This window comes from Streptomyces albus subsp. albus (genome assembly GCF_000719865.1).
GTDB lineage: Bacteria > Actinomycetota > Actinomycetes > Streptomycetales > Streptomycetaceae > Streptomyces > Streptomyces albus_E.
The window spans coordinates 41,345-62,183 of record NZ_JOID01000008.1; the positions used below are offsets into that span (position 1 = coordinate 41,345).

The following is a 20,839-nucleotide window of genomic DNA, read 5'->3' on the forward strand; positions in this document are numbered from 1 at the left end:
CGGCCGGCGGCGGACCGGGAACGGACCGGGGATGGGGCAGCCGCGGACCGGGAAGAAGACGGTGCCCCCGGCGGGGCGGGCGGGACGCGCCGCGGCGGTGCGGCCGCGCCGGGTCCGCGCCGGGTCCGCGCCGGGTCCGCGCCGGGTTCAGAGTCCGGCCCGGTCCAGGGCGCTCTGCAGGGACTGCCGGTATCCGGTGCTGGTGTACGTGGCGCCGGACACCGTGTCGATGTCCGCGCTCTGCGCCTCCAGGGTCCGCTGGTTGAGCTGGGGAATGGCGGTGGAGGAGATCTGCTCGCTCCGCGGGTCGCCGGCGGGCGACTGCAACGCGGTCGCCGCCGTGATCCTGCTGCCGGTCAGGGTGATCCGCACCTGTACGGGGCCGTGCTCCGTCTGGACGGTGGCGCCCGTGACGCCGCGGGGGGCGGGTGCCGCCGTGGTGGTCTCCGGGGCGGCCGGGGCCCTGCTGGTCCGGGCCGGGGGCGGCGCGGTGGTACGGGGCGCCGACCGGTTCGGGGACGGCTCGTCCGACGCGCGTCCGGTGCTCTTCGACGGCTTCGCCGAGGCGGAGGAGGGGGACGGGGAGGGCGCCGCCGGTGAGGCGGCCGCCGTGGACGGGGTGACGGGGGCGCCGGCCCGGGCGAGAGCCGGGTCCCGGTCCGGTTTGAGGGCGAGCAGCGCCACGATGACGGAGACGGTGCCGGCCACGGCCAGCACGGTTCTGCGGTACGGATGTCTGTATCTCACGGGCAGTTGACACCTCCGGGGCTCACCGGTCCGGGCCCGGCCCAGAGGGCCGGCCCCCCCGGGGCGCAGCCTGGGCCTGGGGCTGGGATTGGGGTTGGGGCTGGGGCTGGGGCTGGGGCTGGGGCTCAGAATGCGAAGGACTCGTGGTGGATGCGCCGGTCGGGGACCCCGGCCTCGCGGAGCGCCGCGTACCACTCCTCGGTCAGCCCCGGCGGCCCGCAGAGGTAGACGTCGTGCCGGTCGATGTCGGGGAGCAGCTTCCGCAGGGTCCGGGCGCTGATCGCGGGGCGCCTGCCGTCCGGGCCGTTGACGGCGTACAGCAGATTGGCCCCGCGCCGGTCGGCGATCACCTCCAGTTCGCCGCGGAGCGCCAGTTCCTCCGCCGTGCGGGCCCGGTAGAGCAGCGTCAGATCACCGGGCGCGCCGGGCAGCGTCTCGAACAGCGCCCGGAGCGGTGTGATGCCCGCCCCGCCGGCCAGCAGCAGGACCTTGCCGCCGCTCCGCCGGGCCGCGGTCAGGGCCCCGTACGGTCCCTCGGCCCAGAGCCGGGTCCCGGGAGGGAGCGCGGCCAGCGCGGCGCTGTGCCTCCCGACCGCCTTGACGGTGATCCGCAGCAGGTCGGGGCGGGGCGGGGCCGACAGCGAGTACGGGTTCGCGGTCCACCACAGGCCCCGGGTGAGGAACCGCCAGCGGAAGAACTGCCCGGCCTCGGCGCCCAGCCGGTGCAGCCGCCGGCCCCGGATGAGCACCGAGACCACGCCGGGGGCCTCCGGGACGACCGAGTCGACCCGCATCCGGTGCCGCAGGTTGAGCCGCAGCGGGACGAGGACCCGGTACCAGAGCAGCAGCGCGCCGGCCCCGGCGTACAGGGCGTACCAGGCCGTGCGTGCGGCGGGGTCGCCGGCGAACTCGGCGCCCGTGGAGAGCTGGTGCCAGAAGGCGAGGAAGACGGCCGCGTAGGTGAGCAGGTGCAGGTAGTACCAGAGTTCGTAGCGCATGCGGCGGCGCAGGGGGCCGGCGGACAGCAGACCGGTCAGGAGCAGGAGGAGTGTGCCGGCGGCGGCCTCGGCCATGTCGGGGTACCCGGTCACGACGGAGACGGTCTGCGCCACCAGGCCGGTGCCCGCCTGGCGTGCGTAGCCGTACAGGGTCAGACCGACGTGGGCCGCGGTCAGGAGCAGGGTGTAGCGGCCGCTGGTCGCGTGCCAGCGCGCCACCCGGTCGGAGCCGACCCGGCGTTCCAGGGCCGGGACGCGTGCCATCTGGACGATCACCAGGGCGACGGCGTAGCCGGCCAGCAGTCCGGTCATGCGGCCCGCGTTCACCGCCCATCCGGAGGCCCCGGAGACGGCGGGGGTGTTGCGCCACCACAGCCACAGGACGGCGGCCGCGCCGGACCAGGCGAGAAGGAGCAGGGGTATGGCGGGCGAGCGCCGGGGACGGATGCGGCGCATGGCCTGCCGTCTCCCCGCGCGGCTGTACTGGATCGTCGTCACGGACATTCTTTCCCGATGCTGCGCGTGGGGGGCGCCCGGGCACCCTACCCACCGGCGTGCCCCCCTGGGCAAGAGGCGGACGGGCCCGCGTGCGGCGGTGGCCCTCAGCGGTCGCGCAGCCGGGCCACGGTGTCGCGGAGTTCCGGCAGCCGCTCGTACAGCGCCTCGCCGGGGCAGCGGGTCTCGTAGCTGTCGCGGTGGCCGGATATGACGTGGAGTACGGCCTTGTCGCCCTTGTCGAACCGGGCCTCGTCGTTGGTGGAGACGAGGCGTACCGTGCCGCGCGGGTCCGCCTGGGGGTGCAGCTGCCAGGCGGCGACCTTCGCTATGCCGTCGAGGAGGGCCCGCGGCACCACCGTTCCGGTGTCGAAGGTGCCCAGAGCCGCTATCCCCACGGTGTGCGCGTTGAAGCCCTTGGTGTGCGCCCCGCGCACGGGGCGGGCGCCGCTGCCGGCCCGGCCCTCGTAGACGGTGCCGCACCGGTCGACGACGAAGTTGTAGCCGATGTCGTCCCAGCCCTCGCCCTTGACGTGGTCCGTCTGCAGGGAGCGCAGCATCTCCGGGACGTCGGCGCAGTCGTAGCCGTTGGGGTGCCCGGTGTGGTGGAGGAAGACGGCACTCACCACCCCGGTGTACTGGGGGCGTTCGCGCACCAGGTCCTCGTCCGCGTCCCAGACCTCCCGGCTGACGATCGGGGGGCGGGGGGCCGCGGGGCGGACGGCGGCGGGCTCGGGCCGCTCGGGCGTATCGGACCGTACGCCGGCGTCCCGCACCACCAGCAGTGCCAGCGGCAGGATGACGGCGCCCGTACCGAGGGCCAATCGGCGTGACCACATGGGACCAGCCTGCGGGCAGCACGGCCGGGCTTCTCGGGAGGCTGCGCCGTCTGGGTGAAGCGACCGGGTCTGACCTGCCGGTTTTCCGGGACGGGCTGGGACGCGGCGGGACGGGCCCCCGGACACGGGCCGGGGCCCGGTCGGTGACGACCGGGCCCCGGATGGTGCCGTGCTGTGCTCTGCCGTGCTGTGCAGCGGCCGGACGGTCCGCTCAGCCGGCGAAGTTGATGCCGAGGAGCGGCGAACCGGAGGCGGAGACCCCCACCGTGGAGGTGTAGATGGAGACGCCGCTGCCGCCGATCACGGAGCCGTTGGACTTCAGCGCGTACACCGCGCCGTTGCCGCCGTTCTCGCCCATGGCGCCGACCGTCAGGTCCGCCTTGCCGTCGCCGTTGAGGTCGGCGAGGTGGACGTCGGAGCCGAAGTAGTCGCCCTCCTCGTTGGAGTTGGGGACGCCCGACGTGTTCTGGTGGAACATCTGGGCGCCGGCGCCGGTGATCCCGGAGCCGTCGGCCGCGCCGTACAGCACGGTGACGGCGCCGGTGCCGCCGAAGCCGTCGAGCGCCTCACCGGGCGAGCCGACGGCCAGGTCGAGGTGGCCGTCGCCGTTCACGTCGCCCAGGTCGAGCTCGGCGCCGAAGGCGTCGTAGCTCTCGGAGCCGCCGGGGACTCCGGGGCTGTCCTGGGTGATCGCGGTGCGGTCGCTGTCCGGGCCGTTGGCGGAGCCGTTGACGATGAGGACCTTGCCGCCCTTCGACGCGCCGGGCACGCCGGAGTCGGCGTCCCACTGCATGCCGATGACGATGTCGCCGTAGCCGTCGCTGTTGGTGTCACCGATGTCGGTGATGACGCCCGCGGCCAGCTTGGAGCTGCCCGTGAGGGTGAGGCCGGAGGCGGTGCCCGGCAGGTAGTAGTTGGCGTTCCAGTGGTTCTCGCCGTCGGACGACTCGTTCTCGAAGCCGTCGGCCACGAGGTCGGCGATGTTGTCGCCGTTGACGTCACCGGAGTGCAGGTTCAGCGGGCCGGTGTCGGAGCCGCTGAGCATGGCGGGACGGACGGAGTAGACGCCGCCGGTGGTGCCTGAGGTCTTGCCGAAGCCGCCGCGGTAGACGCGGATGGTGGCGGAGCTGGAGCCGATCGCCAGGTCGGCCTTGTCGTCGCCGTTGAAGTCGGCGCCTTCCAGGGTGTAGCCGAAGCGGTCGTGCGCGGTGGACGCCGGGTCCTTGACGGTGGTGCCGCCGGACAGGCCGCTCGCGGAGCCCCAGACGATCTGGACGGTGCCGCCGTTGACGTCGTCGCCGACCTTCTCGTAGGGCGCGCTGACCGCGAGGTCGGTGTACCCGTCGTTGTTGTAGTCGGCGGCCGCCGTGTCGGCGCCCCAGCGGTCGCCCTTCTCGGAGACGCCGGGGACGCCCGCGCTGTCCTGGCTGAGCACGGTGCGCTTGGCACCGGAGATGCCGTTGGCCGAGCCGTAGAGGACGACGACCTGGCCGGCGTCGGCCCGGCCGTTCACATAGGCGCCCGGAGCGGAGACCGCGACATCCAGGTAGCCGTCGCCGTTGAAGTCGGCCGTCGGACGGGCGCCCTCGGCGGCCGCCGTGCCCGCGCCGGCCGCGAGCAGGCCGCCGGTCAGCGCCGCGACAGCGGCGGTGGCCAGGACCGTACGGAAGTGCTTGTGCATGCGGGGTTCTCCTGTGCATGCGGGATGCGCGAGGCATCCGCAGTCGAGTGGGTGCCGAACCGCGCGCCCTGCCCGGGGATCCCCTCGGCGGGCGGCAGTTGACGCAGAGAAGACCCCGGGTGAACTCGAAGGGTTGTACGAGAAAACGAGACGCCCCGTAAGTCCTTTTCCGCCCCTGCGGCACCACGCGGCGCGACGCGCGCGGGGACCCGGACACGCGAGGGCCCGGCCGGGGCGTGGGGCGGCTTCCCGGCCGGGCCGCCTTCGGGGGGTGCGTCGTCAGCGGCCGATCCGACCGCCCCTCAGCGCCTCACCGACATGTTCGCTCAGGGACCCGGTCAGCGGCCCGTCGAGCGGCAGCGGATTGCAGGGCAGCCGTTCACCGCGCGACCGCGCCACGCGCAGCACATCGGTCAGGCACTCCACGAGGCGCCGCGCCACGTAGGTCAGTTCACCGGTGCTGAACTCCTCGCCGGAATCGAGCATGCCGCGCGCGAGACCCACCACCGCCTCGGCCGCCGCCACCTGCTGCGCCTCGATGTAATCGGCCAGCCGGGACAGCGGGCCGTCGGGATTCCCGTCGGGGACCATGGCCGGCTTTCCCTCCGGCCCGTTCCAGGGGAGCCTGCGCAGTGCTTGGCTCATGCGGTCAGCTCCCCGTAGTCGATCCCGGCGCTCACCGTCACGAGGGCGGTACGCCTGTCCCGCCGCGGGCGCCTCGCCTGGGCGCGGCGATACGCCAGCACGCAGGGGCACGCCCATGGGATTCCCTCGCCGTGCGGTGGCTCGGCCCCGAGCGTGGGCGGCGGGGCCGCCCGTGCCGCCGCGAGGGGTGTGAGCGGCGCCCGCCGCTTGCCGCTCGGAGGGAAGAGAAGCCCCAGGAGCCAGGGGATTAGGGTTCGCACTGTCGGTCACTCCTACCGTGATCGGCCACGCCCCGGGGCAGTTCGCCGCTGCCGCCGGGGTCCTTCGCGCCCGATGGTACCTGCTTGTATCGCTACGTATGCAGACGTATCTCGAAGAGCGCACACAAAGATAGACGCGCACGCTTGTCCCATGGACCCGGATGCGGAGATCGACCACGGCGCGCCACTGACGCCGTACCGGCAGCTTGCCGAGATCCTGCGTGCCCGCATTGCGCGGGGCGACTGGAAGCCAGGCCGTGCCATTCCTTCGGAAACACAGTTGGTGCAGGAGTACGGCCTTGCTCGATCCACGGTCCGGCGGGCGCTGGAAGTGCTCAGTGCTGACGGTGTGATCTTCGTGGTCCCGCAGCGTGGCCGGTACGTGAGCGGACCTCGCTAGAACCGCAGGTCGCGAAGAACACTTCGGCACACTGGGGTTTGCTGTATGGAGATCGACCGCACGCGCGCGGCCTGGCCGCAGATCGCCGCTGAGATCATCCGGCGCATCAGGTCCGGGGAGTACCCGCCGGGCACGAAAATCCCGAGTGTGGTGCAGATCGCCAATGAGTTCGACGTGGTGAACTCGACCGCTCAGCGAGCCATGGAGGCGGTCCGGCGGGAAGGGCTCACGCGCAGTGAAAAGGGCATGGGTACTTACGTGGTGGACGAGCTCCCACGCTGAGCCAGAACACCCCGGTAGGTCCCGGCGGTGGCCAGGGCTGCCGCCTGCCGGACGGAATCGGCGGAGGCGGCCAGCAGCGGCAGCCGGACGGCCGGGCTGGGGATACGGCCCTGGGCGTGCAACACCCCCTTGATCACGGTCGGGTTCGGCTCGGCGAAGAGAGCGGCGGACAGCCGGGCCAACTCGGCTCCCAGCCTGCGGGCCGGTCCGGCGGCGTCGCGCTGCCACAGCGAGATCAGCTCGGCGTAGTCGGCGGTGCGGACATTGGCCGACGCCAGGATGCCGCCACGGGCGCCCGCCGCGAGCAGGGGCGAGATGACGACGTCGTCGCCGCCGAGCACCGCGAAGCCCGGGGCCGGGGAGCCGAGCAGTTCCATCGCGGCCGCGTCGATCGCACCGGTCGCGTACTTGACCCCGACGACCTCCGGCAGGTGCCCGAGCGCGTTCAGCGTGCCGGTGCCGAGGGACTGACCGGTGCGGTACGGGATGTCGTAGACGACCAGCGGCAGACCCCCGTGCTCGGCGAGCGCCGTGAAGTGCGCCAGCGCTCCCGCCTCGCCGGGCCGGGTGTAGGGCGGCGTGGGAACCAGCGCCGCGTCGACGTCACCGCTCCGAGCGAGCTCCCGCAGTGTCGTGATGGCGGCGGCGGTGTCGTTCGTGCCGACGCCGACGATCAGCGCAGCTCCGTGTGCCCGGCAGGCGGCCGAGCAGATACGGACCACGGCCCGCTTCTCCTCGGTGGTCAGCGTGGCCGCCTCCGCGGTGGTCCCCAGGGCGACGAGTCCCCGGGCCCCGCCGGCCGACAGCGCCTCGTCGGCGAGGCGGGCGAGGGCGTCCGGGGCGAGGCGCAGATCGTCGGTGAACGGCGTCACCAAGGGGACGAACAGGCCGGTGAGATGCGCTTCGGGCTTCATACGCCCAGCCTGACCGGGGGGACCCAGTAGATCCAGTTCACGTTTCTTCGGTTTTGCATAAGCTCTCCTTATGCTCGATGTCCGACGTCTGCACCTGCTGCGCGAACTGGACCGGCGCGGCACCATCGCGGCCGTCGCCGAGGCGCTGACTTTCACGGCCTCCGCCGTCTCCCAGCAGCTGAGCGTGCTGGAGCGCGAGGCGGGCGTGCCCCTGCTGGAACGAAGTGGCAGACGGGTGGTGCTCACCCCGGCGGGCCGCACCCTCGTCGCCCACGCCGATGCCGTCCTCGAACGCCTCGAACTGGCGGTCTCCGAGCTGGCCGGGGCACGCGAGGGCATCCGCGGGCCGCTGCGGATCGGGACGTTTCCCTCCGGCGGCCCCGCGATCGTGCCCGCCGCGCTGGCCGAACTGGCCCGGCGGCATCCCGCGCTGGAACCGATGGTGCAGGAGATCGACTCGGCGCGGGTCTCCGACGGCCTGCGCGCCGGCGAGCTCGACGTGGCCCTCGTCCACGACTACGACTTCGTGCCCGCCTCACCGGACACCACGGTCGGCCAGGTACCGCTGCTGGAGGAGCCGATGTACCTGGCCACGGGGGGCGCCACGGATGGCGCCACCGACAGCGCTCCCGCCGCCGGTTCCGCCGCCCGTGGCGGCACGCTGGCGGAGCTGCTCGGACCGTGGGCCGCGTCACCGTGGATCACGGCCCGGGACGGCACGACCGGTCACGCGATGGCCGTACGCGCCTGTCAGGCGGCCGGATTCCAGCCGCGCATCCGCCATCAGGTCAACGACTTCCGTACGGTCCTGGCGCTGGCCGCCATCGGGCAGGGGGCCGGGTTCGTACCGGAGATGGCCACCGCACACGCCCCCGAGGACGTGGTCCTGACCCGGCTGCCCCTCTTCCGCCGTTCGAAGGTGGCCTTCCGCGCGGGCGGCGGCAGCCACCCGGCGATCGCGGCGTTCGTGGCGGCGGCGCGCACAGCGGTGGGCGCCATGGGCGGTGCCTCCTCACGGGTCGCTTCCGTGGGTTGAGACGCGGATCTTGTGCTCGGAGAGATCTCGGTCGGCATGGTGCCTGGAGTGCGAGCCGGGAACCGGGACGCACAAGCCCGGAAACGCGGGGCCCGGCCGGGGCGTGGGGGTCGCGTCCCGACCGGGCCGTTCTCGGGGGTGAGTGTCATGGGCGGCTGCCCTCAGGTGTAGATGATCTGGGCGCCTGCGGCGAGGTTGTAGAAGTCGCCGACGGTGATGATGCCCTGGACCTCGTCGATCAGGTCGTCCTTGTCGAGGTCGAAGAGGTCCACGGACGCCTTGCAGGCGTAGAGGCCCGCGCCCGTGTCGCTGATCATCTCGATGAACTCGGGGATGGGCGGGATGTCGAGCTTGGCCATCCGGCGCTCCATGAGCCGGGTGAGCATGTCCGGGGCGCCGGGGAGGGCGCCGACCACGGTCGGGAGGTGCAGCCCGGGGTTGCCGACGGTGGCGAACTTGATGTGCTCGTAGCGCTTCTTCGTGATCGCGTCGAGGCCGAAGAAGGTGAAGAAGAGATCGGCCTCGATGCCTTCGGCCCGGGCGCCGTTGGCCATGATGAGGGCCGGGTAGATCCCCTCCAGGGATCCCTTGGAGACGATGATCGAGACCTTCTCCAGCGTGGCGGTGGTCATCGCGGACTCTCCTGAGTCGGTGGGCCGTTGGGCCGGTGTACGGGTGGGTCGGTGGGACGGGCGCGGTTGGGCCGTGCCCCCTGGCCGCGCCGGCGGGCCGTGGCGCCGGCGCGGCGGTCCGGGGGTCAGATGCAGCCCTTGGGCTTGGGGATGCCGGCGATCTTCGCGGCGGTCTTGGCCGGGCCCTTGGGGAAGAGCTGGTAGAGCTCCTTGACGCCGACGCCCGACGCCTTGCCGAGCACCCGGACCGTGGGGCCGGTGCCCTTCTCGGCGTACTCGGCGCGCATGAAGGCGATGACGGTCCAGTGCCGGTCGGTCAGTTCGTCGATGGCGTGCTCCTTGGCGATCTCCGGGGCCATCTCCTTCGTCCACTGGTCCGGGTCGGCGAAGAAGCCCTCCTCGTCGAGCACGACCGGGGTGCCGGCGTAGGTGGTGGTGGTCATGGCGGTTCTCCGTTCGAGGCGGTCAGGCGGCGGGGTGGGCGGTGTCCGCGGGCTTCGCGGGCGCGGGCCTGGTCTTGCCGTGCTCCGGCATGGCCGAGCCGATGCCGGGGAGATCGCGGCCGGGCAGCAGGCTGTGCCAGTAGAGCCATTCGAAGGCGAGCTTGCCGAGGTGGTTGGCGCGCGACTCCTTGAGGAGCGGCAGGCCCACGGCGGCCGGGAAGTGGCCCGGCAGCGGTTCGGTCTCGTAGTTGAAGTCGATCAGCAGCGCCTTGTGGAAGCCGGTCTCGATGAAGCAGTTGGTGTGGCCGTCGTAGGAGCCGTCCAGCGGCTCGCCCGCCAGGTGGCGGCCGATGTTGTGGACGAGCACCTCGCCCTCGAAGTGGGCCACGGAGCCGGCCTTCGAGGCGGGCAGTCCGGCGGCGTCGCCGATCGCGAAGACGTTCGGGCGGGCCTTGGACCGCAGGGTGCGCTGGTCGACGCGGACGAAGTTCAGTTCGTCGCCGAGGCCGGGGGAACGGCCCACGTACTCGGCGCCGCCGTGCAGCGGGACGACCACCGCGAGGTCGAACGGCACCTCCGTGCCGTCGTAGGAGACGAGTCGGCCGCCTCCGCCGGGGCCGGTCTCTACCTCGTCCATCTCGACCGAGCCGAGATTGAAGTCGGTGACGAGGTCGACGCCCTTCTCCTTCAGCAGCCCGCCGAGCGCCTGGGCGGCCACCGGCTTGGTGAACGCGCTGTCGAGCGGGGTGACGTAGGTGATCTGCACCTTGTCCCGGATGCCGCGCCGCTGGAAGTACCAGTCGGCGAGGAAGGAGAACTCCAGGGGTGCGACGGGGCACTTGAGGGGCAGGTCGGCGACGTTGACCACCAGCCGGCCGCCCTCGAACTCCTCCAGCGCCCGGTGGAGGGCGGTGGCGCCCGGCAGGTCGTAGAAGGTGTGGACCTGCTTGCCCCAGGCGGGGCCGGTCAGGCCCTCGGTCTCCTCGGGCAGCAGGACGGCGCCGGTGGCGACGACCAGGACGTCGTAGCCGAGCCAGTCGCCGTCGGTGAAGCGGACGCGGTCCGCTTCCAGGTCGACCCGGTCGATCTCGGCCCGGCGGTATTCGACGCCGTCCAGCAGCTGCCGTCCGCGGGGGCGGACGAGGGCGTGGGGTTCGGCGAGGCCGAACGGGACGAACAGCAGTCCGGGCTGGTAGACGTGTTCGTCGTTCTGGTCGACGACCACGATCTCGTACTCGCTCCTGTCGTACATCCGCCGCAGCCGGTTGGCCGTGAGCGTGCCGGCGGTGCCGCTTCCGAGGATCACGATGCGCCTGTTCATGCCCCCACTGTCGTGCGGGGGCCGAGGCGCGGTCAGGGGCCTTTGGTCCCCGGCCAGTTACCCATAGGGGTATATCCGGAGGCGGTCGGTCCCGGTCGCCGCACGGGCACGGGCACGGACACGGGGCGGGGCGCCGGGCACTGCGCGGGCACGGGGCGCGGCCACGGGCGGCACCGATGCCGACAGGCGTCCCGGGGCGGGGCCCGGCGGACGCGGCAGCAGGGCACGCAGGGCACGGATACGGGCCACGGGGCACGAGCGGGCACGCATGCGGCCCGGCGCCCGGGGCGGGAGCCGGCGGACGCGGACGCAGGACACGGCGCGGGGCCCGGCCGTCGGGGGAACGGCCGGGCCCCGCGGGTCGTGCGGATCGTGCGGCGGCCGGGTCAGCCCTTTTTGCCGGGCTTGGTCGCGAGGTACCAGTCGGCGAGCTTCACGCTGTCGTCGGTGAGCCGGGCGTCGAGTTCGTCCTGCGTCCTCGGGGCGCCGACCACCACGTCGTCCCCCGGCTGCCAGTTGGCCGGGCAGGACACCTGGTCGCGGTCGGAGGTCTGCAGGGCGTCGAGGAGGCGCAGGATCTCGGGGATCATCCGCCCCGCGTTCATCGGGTAGTACAGCACCGCGCGGACGGTCTGCTCCGGGTCGATGACGAAGACCGCGCGCACGGCGGAGGTCCCCGAGGTGTTCGGGTGGAGCATGCCGAAGGCGTGGGAGACCTTCATGTCCAGGTCGGCGATGATCGGGAAGGGGATGCGCACCCCCTGCTTCTCCTCGATGGCCCGGACCCAGGCGAGGTGGCTGAAGACGGAGTCGACCGAGTTGCCGAGCAGCGCGGCGTTGCGGGCCGCGAAGTCGTCGGCGAGCTCGGTGAAGGCGATGAACTCGGTGGTGCAGACCGGGGTGAAGTCAGCGGGGTGGCTGAAGAGGATCAGCCACTTCCCCGCGTAGTCGGTCAGCTTGAGGGTGCCGTGCGTGCTGTCGGCCTCGAAGTACGGGGCCGGGTCGCCGATGAGGGGGAGCCGCCCCTCGGTCGCGGCCGGCGCCTGCTGCTCGGAGACGGTCATGGTCGGGAACTCCTTCGGAGAACGCGGAGACGGCATGCGGGAATCCGGGCGGGACCGGAAGCGTTCCCCGGGTACGCTCCAGCCCTTCCCTGATACGGGGGAGGGTATTTCCACCCCGGGTTCGGGGGCAGGGCCGAACGGCCCTTCTCACGGTACGCCCGGCCCCTGCCCGCGGCATTCCGGCCGGGGTCCACTGGAGGCTGCCGCGGTCGCCGCGGTTCCCCTCCGGAGCCCGGCGGAAAGCACCGGCGAACCCCGGCAAGCGCGGGCTCCCCAGACCTCCGGATCCGGTCCCGCCGGCCGGGCCGGGGGGTGATTCCGGGCGCGGCAACCGGTTACCCGGACGGTGCACCGACAGCAGCCGGCACCGGCCGGCCGCACGGCGCCCCGGGCACCGGTGATCCGGCGCACCCGGGGGCGAAGCGCGGGCGGTCCACCGGCCCGGCGGAAGGAGACGTGACCATGACCCGCGACACACCCGGCGCCACCGCCCCACGGCGGTCCGCCGCCCCACGACAGCACACACCACCCGCACAGCGCTCCGCCCCGGCGCCGCGCGCCCCCTCCAGATCCGCCCCCGTCGGCGACGGCGGCGGCAGCAGGGGAGCACGCCCCGACGGCGGCGTCACCGCCCACGCCGAGCGGACACCGGCGGCGACCCGCCCCTCGTCCGTCGCCTTCTACGCACCCCACCACCACGGCCCCGGCCCCGCGCACGGCTCCGGGCAGGAGCTCCGGCCGTGACCGCCACCACCCCCGCCCGGCCGTCCGGGCCCGCCGGCGCCCCGGCGCCCAGCACGCCCCTGCTGGAGCGCGTGCGCCGGGGGATCATCGGGGACGACGAGGTGCTGGACGGCCCGTACGGCCCCCGCCGCCTGGTCTACGCCGACTACACGGCCTCCGGCCGGTCCCTGGACTTCATCGAGGACTTCGTCCGGGACCACGTCCTCCCCCGCTACGCCAACACGCACACCGAGAGCTCCAGTACCGGCCTGCAGACCACCCGCCTGCGCGAGGACGCCCGCCGCGTCATCCGCGACGCCGTGGGCGGCACCGACGACGACCTGGTGATCTTCACCGGGTCCGGCGCCACCGCCGCCGTCAACAAGCTGGTCGGCATCCTCGGCCTGCGGGAGCAGCCGAGCGCCGCGGTGCTGCCCGCCGAGCGGCCGGTGGTCTTCGTCGGCCCGTACGAGCACCACTCCAACGAGCTGCCCTGGCGCGAGTCGGTCGCCGACGTCGTCGTCATCGGCGAGGACGCCGACGGCCACATCGACCCGGCGCGGCTGGAGGAGGAGCTGGTCCGGTACGCGGACCGGCCGCTGCTGATCGGCAGTTTCTCGGCCGCCTCCAACGTCACGGGCATCCTCACCGACACCGGCCGCATCGCCCGCCTGCTGCACGCCCACGGGGCACTGTCCTTCTGGGACTACGCGGCGGCCGGCCCGTACGTCCCGCTGCGCGTCGCCGAGAGCTCCCCGGGCGCCGGGGACCACAAGGACGCGGTCTTCCTCTCGCCGCACAAGTTCGTCGGCGGCCCGCAGACGCCCGGGGTCCTCGTCGTGCGGCGGGAGCTGGTGCGCAATCCGGTACCCACCGCGCCCGGCGGCGGCACCGTGGCCTTCGTCGGCCCGCGGGGCCACCGCTATCTGGACGATCCGGTGGTCCGCGAGGAGGGCGGCACCCCCGCCATCGTCGAGTCGGTCCGCGCCGGGCTCGTCTTCGCGCTCAAGCAGGCCGTCGGCACGGAGCTGATCCAGGCACGCGAGGAGAGCCACTGGAGTTGTGCGCTGGAGCGCTGGGAGCGCCACCCCGCCGTCGAGATCCTCGGCAACCGCCGGGTGCGGCGGCTGTCGATCGTCTCCTTCCGGATCCGGCACGGCGAGCGCTATCTGCACCACAACTACGTGGTGGCCCTGCTCAACGACCTGTTCGGCATCCAGGCCCGCGGCGGCTGTTCCTGCGCCGGGCCCTACGGCCACCGGCTGCTGGCCATCGACACCGCCGCCTCCGACGCCTACCTGGACGAGATCACCCGGGGATGCGACGGCGTCAAACCGGGCTGGGTCCGGATCAACTTCAACTACTTCATCTCCGAGACGGTGCGCGACTATCTCGTCACCGCCGTCGAACTGATCGCCGCCCACGGCCACCGGCTGCTGCCGGACTACCGCTTCGACCCGCACACCGGCGGCTGGCACCACCGCCGCGCCCCCGCCGGACCGCCACTGCGGCTGTCCTCCTTCGGCTACGACGCCGAGGGCCGGCCGGTCGTCCGCGACGAGCGGCGCCGGGCGGGCGAGGAGTCGCTCGCCGGCCGGCTCGACGAGGCCCGGCGCCTGTTCGCCGCCCGCCCGGACGGCGTGGACGACGGGCCCACCGGACTGCCCGGGGACTTCGAGCGGATGCGCTGGTTCCATCTGCCGCCCGTGTGCTTGGAGCGGGGCGCGGGCCCGGAATGAATCCGCCCCGCCCCCTGTTGGCAGGGATACCCGCAGCAATACCCCGCCGGGTATAGAGAGAAGGAGAGCCGGGCCCATGCCGACGATTGAGCTGACCAAGGACAACTTCGAGGAGACCGTCACGAGCGCGGGCATCGTGCTGGTGGACTTCTGGGCCGCCTGGTGCGGACCGTGCCGGATGTTCGCCCCCGTCTTCGAGAAGGCGGCGGAGAGCCACCCCGACATCGTCTTCGGCAAGGTCGACACCGAGGCGCAGCCCGAACTCGCCGCCGAGTTCCAGATCTCCTCGATCCCGACGCTGATGGCCATCCGCGACCGCACCGTCCTCTACGCCCAGCCCGGCGCCCTCCCGGCCCCCGCGCTGGAGGAGCTGATCGGCAAGATCCGCGCCGTGGACATGGACGACGTGCGCCAGCAGCTCGCGGCCCGCGCCGGCCAGGCCTGACCGCCCGCCGGAGCCGGCCGCCCCGGGGCGGCCCCCGCCCCCGCCCGGGTCCGTCCCGACCGGATCCGTCCCGACCGGGACCGGATCCCCCGTTCCGCCGCACCGCCGCCGGAAACTCCCCCGATTCCGGCGCGGTGCGGCGCGGTGCGTGATATTCCACCGCACCGCGGAAAGCCCTCGCGGCCCAACGGCCCGAGGGCTTTTCGTCGTATTCCCCCGTGGCGAGCCGGCGGGGGCCCGGCCGCGGAACGCACCCGGGGCCCCGTAATCGCCGGGCGGACATCGAACCGCCCGAGGCGGGACGGATCTTCACCGCCCGGGCATCCGGGCCCTCATACGGCCGGGGAGCGCACTCCCGCGCCTATCGGTGAAATCGCCAGTCCTTTCCCGGCCGCGCAGCACGCGGAGCCCGGACCGCAGCAGGTCATGGCCGTGTCCGCCGGGCCTCCGGCGGCCGGCCGGTCCACCGCGCATTGACAGTGGAAAGGCCCGCCCCCATCTTTGGTGCACCCCCGGCCGGCGGGTGCCGCAATGGGCCGTGCAACGCCTCTCGCAGCGCCGCTTTTTCGTCATCGGGCCGGTTTCCCGGAAACGGTCGGCTTCTTTTCCGGACCGGGGGGCGCGGCAGCACGGATATGGATTCACCAACCCCCAGGAGGAAATCCATGGCCCCGAACCGATTAGTGCGCCGGCTCGCCGCTCTCGCGGCGGCGGTCGGCCTCGTGATCCTCGTACCGGCCACCGCGCAGGGCGACCCGACCGCCACCGCGCGGACCACGCGGACCGCGCAGGCCGCACAGGGCACGCAGAGCGACCCGGGTGCGCCCGGCACCGCGAGCGAGCGGCAGGGCGCGGCGGTGGAACGGACCACCACCGTGCGCTACGGCGCGTACACGATTCCGGCGTCGGCCGGCGAGGAGCACGGGGAGATCAGCAACCGGATCGCGCTCAACGTCGAGAAGCCGTGCACCAACTGCTTCATCACGAGCGTCAAGCCCAACCTCGTCTACGAGGACGGCTCGAACGCCAACGTCAACACCGGCCCGATGCTCCACCACATGGTGCTCTTCAAGGGCAGCGCGACCGACGTCACCTGCAGTCGCCCGGGTCAGCGGATCTTCGCCTCCGGCAATGAGCGGGTCGAGAGCGTGTTCCCCGACGGCTACGGCATCAAAGTCGGCTCCGGTGAGCGCTGGACGATGCTGTACGACCTGATGAACCACGCGGACACGGAGAAGACCGTCCACATCGAGCTGACCTTCACCCACGAGTCCGCCCTCTTCTCCGGCCGCAAGGCCCTCACTCCGCTCTGGATGGACGCCGGCGGCTGCCGCGGCAGCGAGTTCGAGGCTCCGGAAGGGGTCAGCGAGAAGAGCTGGACCTGGACCTCCACCGTCTCGGGCGAGCTGATCCACATGCGCGGCCATCTGCACCACGGCGGTACGGCGGTGAAGACGGAGAACCTCACCACCGGGCGGCTGCTCTGCGAGTCGGTGGCCGAGGAGGGCGGGACCCCCGAGTTCATCGACCTCCACGGGCGCACCGAGATCTCCGACATGTCCTCCTGCACGGGTACGCCACTGGGCGCCATCAGCCGCGGTGACGAACTGCGCATCACCAGCCGGTACGAGCTGACGGGCCACTCCCACCACGGCGTGATGGGGATCATGGTCGGCTGGATCGCCCGGAGCTGATCCGCCCCGGCCGCGGGGCCGCCGGGAGGGCCGCGACCGGTCCGAGGGCGGGGCCCCGCGGGCCCGCGGGGCCCGGGTCCGGAGCCCGATTCCGCAGCCCGGTCCAGGGGCGGGGCGGGCCCCGGTCCCGGCCGGGATCTCCTCCCGCGCCGCTCCGGCCACTCCGCTTCCCCCGTCCCACGGTTCCCCCACCCCCGCACCCCGCGGTCCGGCACCCCCGCGCCGCACCCCCCACCCGCAGAGAGGTGATCCCGTGCAGACGGACCGGCTCGGCGAACCCGTACTCTCCCTCTTCCGCGCCGTCACGGGGCTGATGTTCCTGTGCCACGGCCTGGCCTCCGTGTTCGGCGTGCTCGGGGGCAACCGGGGCACCGGCGAGGCCGTCCCCTTCGGTGTCTGGCCCGGCTGGTGGGCGGCCCTGATCCAGCTCGTCTGCGGCGCGCTCGTCATGGTGGGACTCCTCACCCGGGGTTCCGCGGTGATCGCGTCGGGCTCCATGGCGTACGCGTACTTCGTGGTGCACCAGCCGGACGGCCTGCTGCCGCTGGTCAACCAGGGCGAGCTGTCGGCGGTCTACGCCTGGGCGTTCCTGCTCATCGCCGCCCTCGGGCCGGGCCCCTGGGCGGTGGACGCCCTCGTCCGCCCTTCCGGCGGGCGGGGCGCCGGCCGCCGCGGGGCCGTCACCACGGCGGACTGACCCCGCGTCCACCGCGATCCCCGGAGGCCCCCGTAAGGGGCGGTTCTCCGGGGATCGCGCCGACCGGAACCGGCAGGAGCCCGGGGAGGAGGGCGGGAAGAGGGCCGCGGGAAGGACCGGAGGAACCGCGGCGGAGCGGCCGGGAACGATCGGTTCCGTGCAGACGCGGTCAACTGGGCGTCGTGGAAAGTTGACTGACTTCCATTTCGCGCAACAACCCGGTATCGCACCATCGCAGAAACCTTCTGTCCGCTTAACTGAGCGCCGGTCAACGTCGACGGGGGAAGGCAGCGCGTCCGGATGGGCAGACACAGCAGACAGAGTCACGCGGGGTACGTCCGGAGCACGGCCCTGCGGGCGGCGGCCGCTCTCGGCGTGGCCGGGACGATCGCCGTGGCGCTGGGCGCCTCGTCCGAGGACGACAGGACCGCCCGGGCCCGCGCCGACGTCCGCGCCCAGGACCGGGGGCCCGGCCTCCCGGCGAGCCCCGCCGGGTCTCCCGGGCCGGGAACGCGGACCTCCTCCGGCACCTTCTCCCCCGCGTCCCCCGCCGCGCCCCGGCCGGTGCCCGACGGCCCGGAGGCCGGCTCCCTGCGGAGCGGGGCCGCCGCGACGAGCACGCCCGGCGACCGGGCGGCGGACGACCAACGGGGCCGGGCCGGCGCACACGGCGCCGGGGCACGGGAAGCGCAGCGTCCGGGGCGGCAGCCCGGCGGCGGATCCGCCCCGGCCGGCGACCGGTCCGCGCCCGGCTCCGCGGACGCCGTGACGGAGCCGGGCACCGAGGAGCCGGCCGACGGCGCGGGCGGGGGGAGCGAGGACGGCGGCGAGAGCGCCTCGCCTGGCGGCATCGTGCACGGCGTCACCGGAGTGGTCGGCGGTCTCACCGGGGACCTCACCGGAGGACTCGGCTGGGGCGGCAGCCTGCTCACGGACTGAGCGGCCGGCGCCCCGGCGGCACCCCACCGCGTCCGGCCGTTCCCCCGGACCCCTTTCGCGCCCCTGTCCGGCCGCCCCTCCCGGCCCGGTTCGCGCGCCCCTCCTCCCCGCTCCGGCACAGCGCCGCGCGTGCGGGCCGCCGGCACTCCGGTGCCCCGCCCCTCCGGAGGCCCTCTCCCGCCTCCCTTCCGACTCCGGGCCCCGCGCTCCGCCGCCGCGCCGCGCGCGTGCGGCCGCCCGCAGCCGGCGCCCCGGCGGCGCCGTCCGTAGCGTGGGCACGCTTCCATACGCCCCTCACCAGGGCGTTAGCCTGCTGTGCATGCGAAAGGACAGCGGGAGCGGCGACAACGGTGACCAGGGCGTGCGCGCCGCCGGCGGACGGAGCGTCCCACCGGGTCCGCGCCTGCGCCGGGCCCGGCTGGGGACTTTCGCGTATTTCGCGCTCAACGGGTTCGTCATGGGCGTCTGGGTGGTGCACATCCCGTCCATCGAGGACAGGGCGGGCATCTCCCACGCCGTGCTCGGCTGGCTGCTGCTGTGCCTGGGCGCCGGGGCGGTCGCGGGCCTGCGGCTCGGGGGCTCGCTGAGCGACCGGTTCGGCAGTCACCGCACGCTGCCGGTGGCCGGGGTGCTGTGCAGCGGCTCGCTCCTGCTGCCGGGTCTGGCGGAGAACGTCTGGGCGCTGGGCGTCGCCGTGGTCGTCTTCGGCTTCGGCAACGGCTGTATGGACGTCAGCATGAACACCCACGCGGTGAGCGTCGAACGCGGCTACGGCCGGCCCGTCATGTCGGCCTTCCACGCTGTGTTCTCGGTCGGCGGGGTCCTCGCGGCCCTGGTCGGCGCCCGCACCATCAGCTGGGACTGGAGCGTGCCCCTCACCCTGGGCTGTATCGGCGGGCTCTGCGCGGTCGCCTCGGTGCTCGTCGCGCCGACCCTGCTGCGGCCCGGGACACTCAGCGCGGCGGAGGCAACGGCCGGGGGCCCCGGCCCGGAGGCGGCCGGGGCGCGGGAGGCGGCGCCCGCACTGGACGTGCCCGCACGGGAGGTGCCCGCACTGGACGTGCCCGTACCGGGAGAGGGCGCACGGCAGGACGGCGCACGGGAAGAGGCCCCGAAGGCGGCCCTGCCCCAGCAGCCCGCGCCCGTCGCGGAGTCGGTCCCCGCGCCGGCGGCCAAGCGGCGCCCGCCCCGCCGCGTGTGGGCGCTGGCCCTGCTGGCCCTGATCCTGATGCTCAGCGAGGGGGTGGCCTACGACTGGAGCGTGCTGCACGTGCAGACCGTGCTGGACGCCCCCGCCGCCACGGCCGCCCTGGCATACGGCGCCTTCGCCACGGCGATGACCGCCGGACGGCTGTCGGCGGACCGGATCGCGGCCCGGTTCGGTCCCGTCTTCGTGGTCCGGTACGGGGCCGGCCTGGCGGCGGCCGGGCTGACGGCGGTCGCGCTGTCGCCGTGGGTGCCGCTCGCCCTGGTGGGCTGGACGGTCTTCGGTCTCGGGCTGTCCGGCTGCGTCCCGCAGTTCTTCAGCGCGGCGGGCCATGCGGACGCGGAGGCCTCCGGCGCCAACGTCTCCCGGGTGGCGGGCCTCGGCTATCTCGGCATGCTGGCCGGGCCCGCGATCATCGGGCCGATGACGGCGTTCATGCCGCTGAACATGACGTTCTTCCTGCCGGTGGCCTTCTGCGTGACGGCGGTCTTCACCGCGGGCATCCTCCGCCCGCCGGCCCCCGTCCCGGCCACCGGGACCGCCGCACCGGCCCGGACCCGGGCCTGACGGAACGGCCGGGAACCCGGGACCGGAACCCGGGACGTCCGGGACCTGTGGACGATGCCGCGGCCGCCCCGGACGGGCAGACTGCGAGCATGGCCGTGGCAATGGTGGACGTGAACGGGCTGCGCAAGGTGTACGCGGGCAGACCCGTCGTGGACGGGGTGTCCTTCGCCGTCGAGGAGGGCGAGATCTTCGGCATCCTCGGCCCCAACGGCGCGGGCAAGACCACGACCGTCGAGTGCGTGGAGGGCCTGCGGACGCCCGACGGCGGCACCGTCCGCGTCGCGGGGCTCGACCCGGTGGCCGACCACGACGAGATCACCCGCATCCTCGGCGCGCAGCTCCAGGAGAGCGAGCTCCAGGCGAAACTCACCGTCCGGGAGGCCCTGGAGCTCTACAGCTCCTTCTACCGGGCACCGGCGGACTGGCGACTGCTCGGCGAACGGCTCGGCCTCACCGCCCACTTGGACGCCCGGTTCGAAAAGCTGTCCGGGGGCCAGAAGCAGCGGCTGTTCATCGCCCTCGCGCTGATCGGCAATCCCCGCATCGTCGTCCTCGACGAGCTGACCGCCGGACTCGACCCGCGCGGACGGCGCGACACCTGGTCCCTGATCGAGGACGTCCGCGACGCGGGCGTGACGGTCCTGCTCGTCACCCACTTCATGGAGGAGGCGCAGCGGCTGTGCGACCGGGTGGCGGTGATCGACCGGGGCCGGCTCGTCGCGCTGGACACCCCGTCGGAGCTGATCCGGCACGCCGCCAACGCGACCCTCATCTCCTTCACCCCCTCGCGGCCGGTCGGCCACGGGACGCTGGGCGCGCTGCCGGGAGCCGCGTCCGTCACGGAGAAGGCCGGCCGGATCACGATCGGCGGGACGGACGAGACCGTGAACGCCGTGATCGCGCTGCTCGTCCGGGAGGACATCACCGCGGAGCGGCTGCGCGTCGTGGACGCCACACTCGACGACGCCTTCCTCGACCTCACCGGACGGCGCCGGGAACCCGGCCCGGCCGGCCCGGCCGACGGGTCCGTCACGTCCGGTTCAGCCGCCGCCTCCGAGGGAGCGCAGTGAG

At 73.7% G+C, this 20,839-nt stretch carries 21 protein-coding genes; 11 read left to right on the plus strand and 10 right to left on the minus strand.

The features are described from left to right. Positions 1–147: 147 nt before the first annotated feature. The 5 genes from IF83_RS0109030 to IF83_RS0109050 form a co-directional block, all read right to left on the minus strand. On the minus strand, positions 148–747 hold the full coding sequence (locus tag IF83_RS0109030; RefSeq protein ID WP_037679320.1) for an FMN-binding protein: 600 nt from the start codon (positions 745–747) through the stop codon (positions 148–150). Positions 748–872: 125 nt separating this feature from the next. Further along, a complete protein-coding gene (locus tag IF83_RS0109035) occupies positions 873–2,201 on the minus strand; it encodes a ferredoxin reductase family protein (RefSeq protein ID WP_107046730.1) in 1,329 nt (442 codons plus the stop codon). A gap of 146 nt (positions 2,202–2,347) precedes the next feature. Then, complete coding sequence (locus tag IF83_RS0109040; RefSeq protein ID WP_030543557.1) at positions 2,348–3,079, minus strand: peptidoglycan recognition protein family protein; 732 nt, start codon at positions 3,077–3,079, stop codon at positions 2,348–2,350. A gap of 211 nt (positions 3,080–3,290) precedes the next feature. Further along, entirely contained in the window at positions 3,291–4,760 is a 1,470-nt protein-coding gene (locus tag IF83_RS0109045; RefSeq protein ID WP_030543558.1) for an FG-GAP-like repeat-containing protein, read from the minus strand. A gap of 279 nt (positions 4,761–5,039) precedes the next feature. Next, entirely contained in the window at positions 5,040–5,405 is a 366-nt protein-coding gene (locus tag IF83_RS0109050) for a hypothetical protein (protein ID WP_208605858.1), read from the minus strand. 411 nt (positions 5,406–5,816) lie between these two features. Here IF83_RS0109050 and IF83_RS0109060 point away from each other — a divergent pair, with 411 nt between their 5' ends. Further along, on the plus strand, positions 5,817–6,065 hold the full coding sequence (locus tag IF83_RS0109060) for a GntR family transcriptional regulator (protein ID WP_030543560.1): 249 nt from the start codon (positions 5,817–5,819) through the stop codon (positions 6,063–6,065). Between the two features lie 45 nt (positions 6,066–6,110). Next, positions 6,111–6,347 (plus strand): winged helix-turn-helix domain-containing protein, encoded by a 237-nt coding sequence (locus IF83_RS0109065; protein ID WP_030543561.1) that lies wholly within the window; start codon positions 6,111–6,113, stop codon positions 6,345–6,347. Here the strand turns inward: IF83_RS0109065 and IF83_RS0109070 are convergent. Continuing rightward, positions 6,320–7,261, minus strand: a complete 942-nt coding sequence (locus tag IF83_RS0109070; RefSeq protein WP_030543562.1) for a dihydrodipicolinate synthase family protein — start codon at positions 7,259–7,261, stop codon at positions 6,320–6,322. The two genes, IF83_RS0109065 and IF83_RS0109070, sit on opposite strands and share 28 nt — an antisense overlap. A gap of 70 nt (positions 7,262–7,331) precedes the next feature. Here IF83_RS0109070 and IF83_RS0109075 point away from each other — a divergent pair, with 70 nt between their 5' ends. Then, the gene (locus IF83_RS0109075) at positions 7,332–8,297 is read left to right on the plus strand and encodes a LysR family transcriptional regulator (RefSeq protein ID WP_030543563.1); all 966 of its coding nucleotides are present in this window, start codon (positions 7,332–7,334) and stop codon (positions 8,295–8,297) included. A gap of 161 nt (positions 8,298–8,458) precedes the next feature. On the opposite strand, the gene IF83_RS0109080 is transcribed toward IF83_RS0109075, so the two are convergent. The 4 genes from IF83_RS0109080 to IF83_RS0109095 all read right to left on the minus strand — a co-directional run bounded on the left by IF83_RS0109080 (position 8,459) and on the right by IF83_RS0109095 (position 11,757). Beyond that, complete coding sequence (locus IF83_RS0109080; protein WP_030543564.1) at positions 8,459–8,929, minus strand: DsrE/DsrF/DrsH-like family protein; 471 nt, start codon at positions 8,927–8,929, stop codon at positions 8,459–8,461. Between the two features lie 125 nt (positions 8,930–9,054). Continuing rightward, positions 9,055–9,372: a TusE/DsrC/DsvC family sulfur relay protein gene (locus tag IF83_RS0109085; protein ID WP_030543565.1), complete on the minus strand. Its 318-nt coding sequence runs from the start codon at positions 9,370–9,372 to the stop codon at positions 9,055–9,057. Between the two features lie 22 nt (positions 9,373–9,394). Beyond that, positions 9,395–10,693, minus strand: a complete 1,299-nt coding sequence (gene sqr / locus IF83_RS0109090; RefSeq protein ID WP_030543566.1) for a type III sulfide quinone reductase, selenoprotein subtype — start codon at positions 10,691–10,693, stop codon at positions 9,395–9,397. A 386-nt stretch (positions 10,694–11,079) separates the two neighbouring features. Continuing rightward, a complete protein-coding gene (locus IF83_RS0109095) occupies positions 11,080–11,757 on the minus strand; it encodes a peroxiredoxin (RefSeq protein WP_051722615.1) in 678 nt (225 codons plus the stop codon). A 462-nt stretch (positions 11,758–12,219) separates the two neighbouring features. On the opposite strand from IF83_RS0109095, the gene IF83_RS0109100 reads away from it, so the two are divergent. The 8 genes from IF83_RS0109100 (at position 12,220) to IF83_RS0109135 (ending at position 20,838) form a co-directional block, all read left to right on the plus strand. Continuing rightward, a complete protein-coding gene (locus IF83_RS0109100) occupies positions 12,220–12,501 on the plus strand; it encodes a hypothetical protein (RefSeq protein ID WP_030543568.1) in 282 nt (93 codons plus the stop codon). Next, on the plus strand, positions 12,498–14,219 hold the full coding sequence (locus IF83_RS0109105; RefSeq protein WP_030543569.1) for an aminotransferase class V-fold PLP-dependent enzyme: 1,722 nt from the start codon (positions 12,498–12,500) through the stop codon (positions 14,217–14,219). The genes IF83_RS0109100 and IF83_RS0109105 overlap by 4 nt, the downstream gene beginning before the upstream one ends. Positions 14,220–14,295: 76 nt before the next feature. Next, entirely contained in the window at positions 14,296–14,664 is a 369-nt protein-coding gene (gene trxA, locus IF83_RS0109110; RefSeq protein WP_030543570.1) for a thioredoxin, read from the plus strand. A gap of 665 nt (positions 14,665–15,329) precedes the next feature. Beyond that, entirely contained in the window at positions 15,330–16,358 is a 1,029-nt protein-coding gene (locus tag IF83_RS0109115) for a hypothetical protein (protein WP_158711021.1), read from the plus strand. A 253-nt stretch (positions 16,359–16,611) separates the two neighbouring features. Then, positions 16,612–17,055: a DoxX family protein gene (locus IF83_RS0109120; protein ID WP_078843310.1), complete on the plus strand. Its 444-nt coding sequence runs from the start codon at positions 16,612–16,614 to the stop codon at positions 17,053–17,055. A 300-nt stretch (positions 17,056–17,355) separates the two neighbouring features. Then, a complete protein-coding gene (locus IF83_RS0109125) occupies positions 17,356–17,994 on the plus strand; it encodes a hypothetical protein (RefSeq protein ID WP_158711022.1) in 639 nt (212 codons plus the stop codon). A gap of 457 nt (positions 17,995–18,451) precedes the next feature. After that, positions 18,452–19,768: an MFS transporter gene (locus tag IF83_RS0109130; protein WP_244176974.1), complete on the plus strand. Its 1,317-nt coding sequence runs from the start codon at positions 18,452–18,454 to the stop codon at positions 19,766–19,768. Positions 19,769–19,857: 89 nt separating this feature from the next. Beyond that, positions 19,858–20,838, plus strand: a complete 981-nt coding sequence (locus IF83_RS0109135) for an ABC transporter ATP-binding protein (RefSeq protein WP_167343578.1) — start codon at positions 19,858–19,860, stop codon at positions 20,836–20,838. The last annotated feature ends 1 nt before the right edge of the window (position 20,839 follow it).

What these genes read in the sequence shown, in the direction of transcription:
- IF83_RS0109080 (WP_030543564.1), bottom strand. Translation starts at nt 8,929, where the DNA reads ATGACCACCGCCACGCTGGAGAAGGTCTCGATCATCGTCTCCAAGGGA.
- IF83_RS0109075 (WP_030543563.1), top strand. Translation starts at nt 7,332, where the DNA reads ATGCTCGATGTCCGACGTCTGCACCTGCTGCGCGAACTGGACCGGCGC.
- IF83_RS0109085 (WP_030543565.1), bottom strand. Translation starts at nt 9,372, where the DNA reads ATGACCACCACCACCTACGCCGGCACCCCGGTCGTGCTCGACGAGGAG.
- IF83_RS0109125 (WP_158711022.1), top strand. Translation starts at nt 17,356, where the DNA reads ATGGGCAGACACAGCAGACAGAGTCACGCGGGGTACGTCCGGAGCACG.
- trxA (WP_030543570.1), top strand. Translation starts at nt 14,296, where the DNA reads ATGCCGACGATTGAGCTGACCAAGGACAACTTCGAGGAGACCGTCACG.
- IF83_RS0109070 (WP_030543562.1), bottom strand. Translation starts at nt 7,261, where the DNA reads ATGAAGCCCGAAGCGCATCTCACCGGCCTGTTCGTCCCCTTGGTGACG.
- IF83_RS0109045 (WP_030543558.1), bottom strand. Translation starts at nt 4,760, where the DNA reads ATGCACAAGCACTTCCGTACGGTCCTGGCCACCGCCGCTGTCGCGGCG.
- IF83_RS0109130 (WP_244176974.1), top strand. Translation starts at nt 18,452, where the DNA reads ATGGGCGTCTGGGTGGTGCACATCCCGTCCATCGAGGACAGGGCGGGC.
- IF83_RS0109115 (WP_158711021.1), top strand. Translation starts at nt 15,330, where the DNA reads ATGGCCCCGAACCGATTAGTGCGCCGGCTCGCCGCTCTCGCGGCGGCG.
- IF83_RS0109050 (WP_208605858.1), bottom strand. Translation starts at nt 5,405, where the DNA reads ATGAGCCAAGCACTGCGCAGGCTCCCCTGGAACGGGCCGGAGGGAAAG.
- IF83_RS0109100 (WP_030543568.1), top strand. Translation starts at nt 12,220, where the DNA reads ATGACCCGCGACACACCCGGCGCCACCGCCCCACGGCGGTCCGCCGCC.
- IF83_RS0109095 (WP_051722615.1), bottom strand. Translation starts at nt 11,757, where the DNA reads ATGACCGTCTCCGAGCAGCAGGCGCCGGCCGCGACCGAGGGGCGGCTC.
- IF83_RS0109065 (WP_030543561.1), top strand. Translation starts at nt 6,111, where the DNA reads ATGGAGATCGACCGCACGCGCGCGGCCTGGCCGCAGATCGCCGCTGAG.
- IF83_RS0109060 (WP_030543560.1), top strand. Translation starts at nt 5,817, where the DNA reads ATGGACCCGGATGCGGAGATCGACCACGGCGCGCCACTGACGCCGTAC.
- sqr (WP_030543566.1), bottom strand. Translation starts at nt 10,693, where the DNA reads ATGAACAGGCGCATCGTGATCCTCGGAAGCGGCACCGCCGGCACGCTC.
- IF83_RS0109135 (WP_167343578.1), top strand. Translation starts at nt 19,858, where the DNA reads ATGGCCGTGGCAATGGTGGACGTGAACGGGCTGCGCAAGGTGTACGCG.
- IF83_RS0109035 (WP_107046730.1), bottom strand. Translation starts at nt 2,201, where the DNA reads ATGCGCCGCATCCGTCCCCGGCGCTCGCCCGCCATACCCCTGCTCCTT.
- IF83_RS0109040 (WP_030543557.1), bottom strand. Translation starts at nt 3,079, where the DNA reads ATGTGGTCACGCCGATTGGCCCTCGGTACGGGCGCCGTCATCCTGCCG.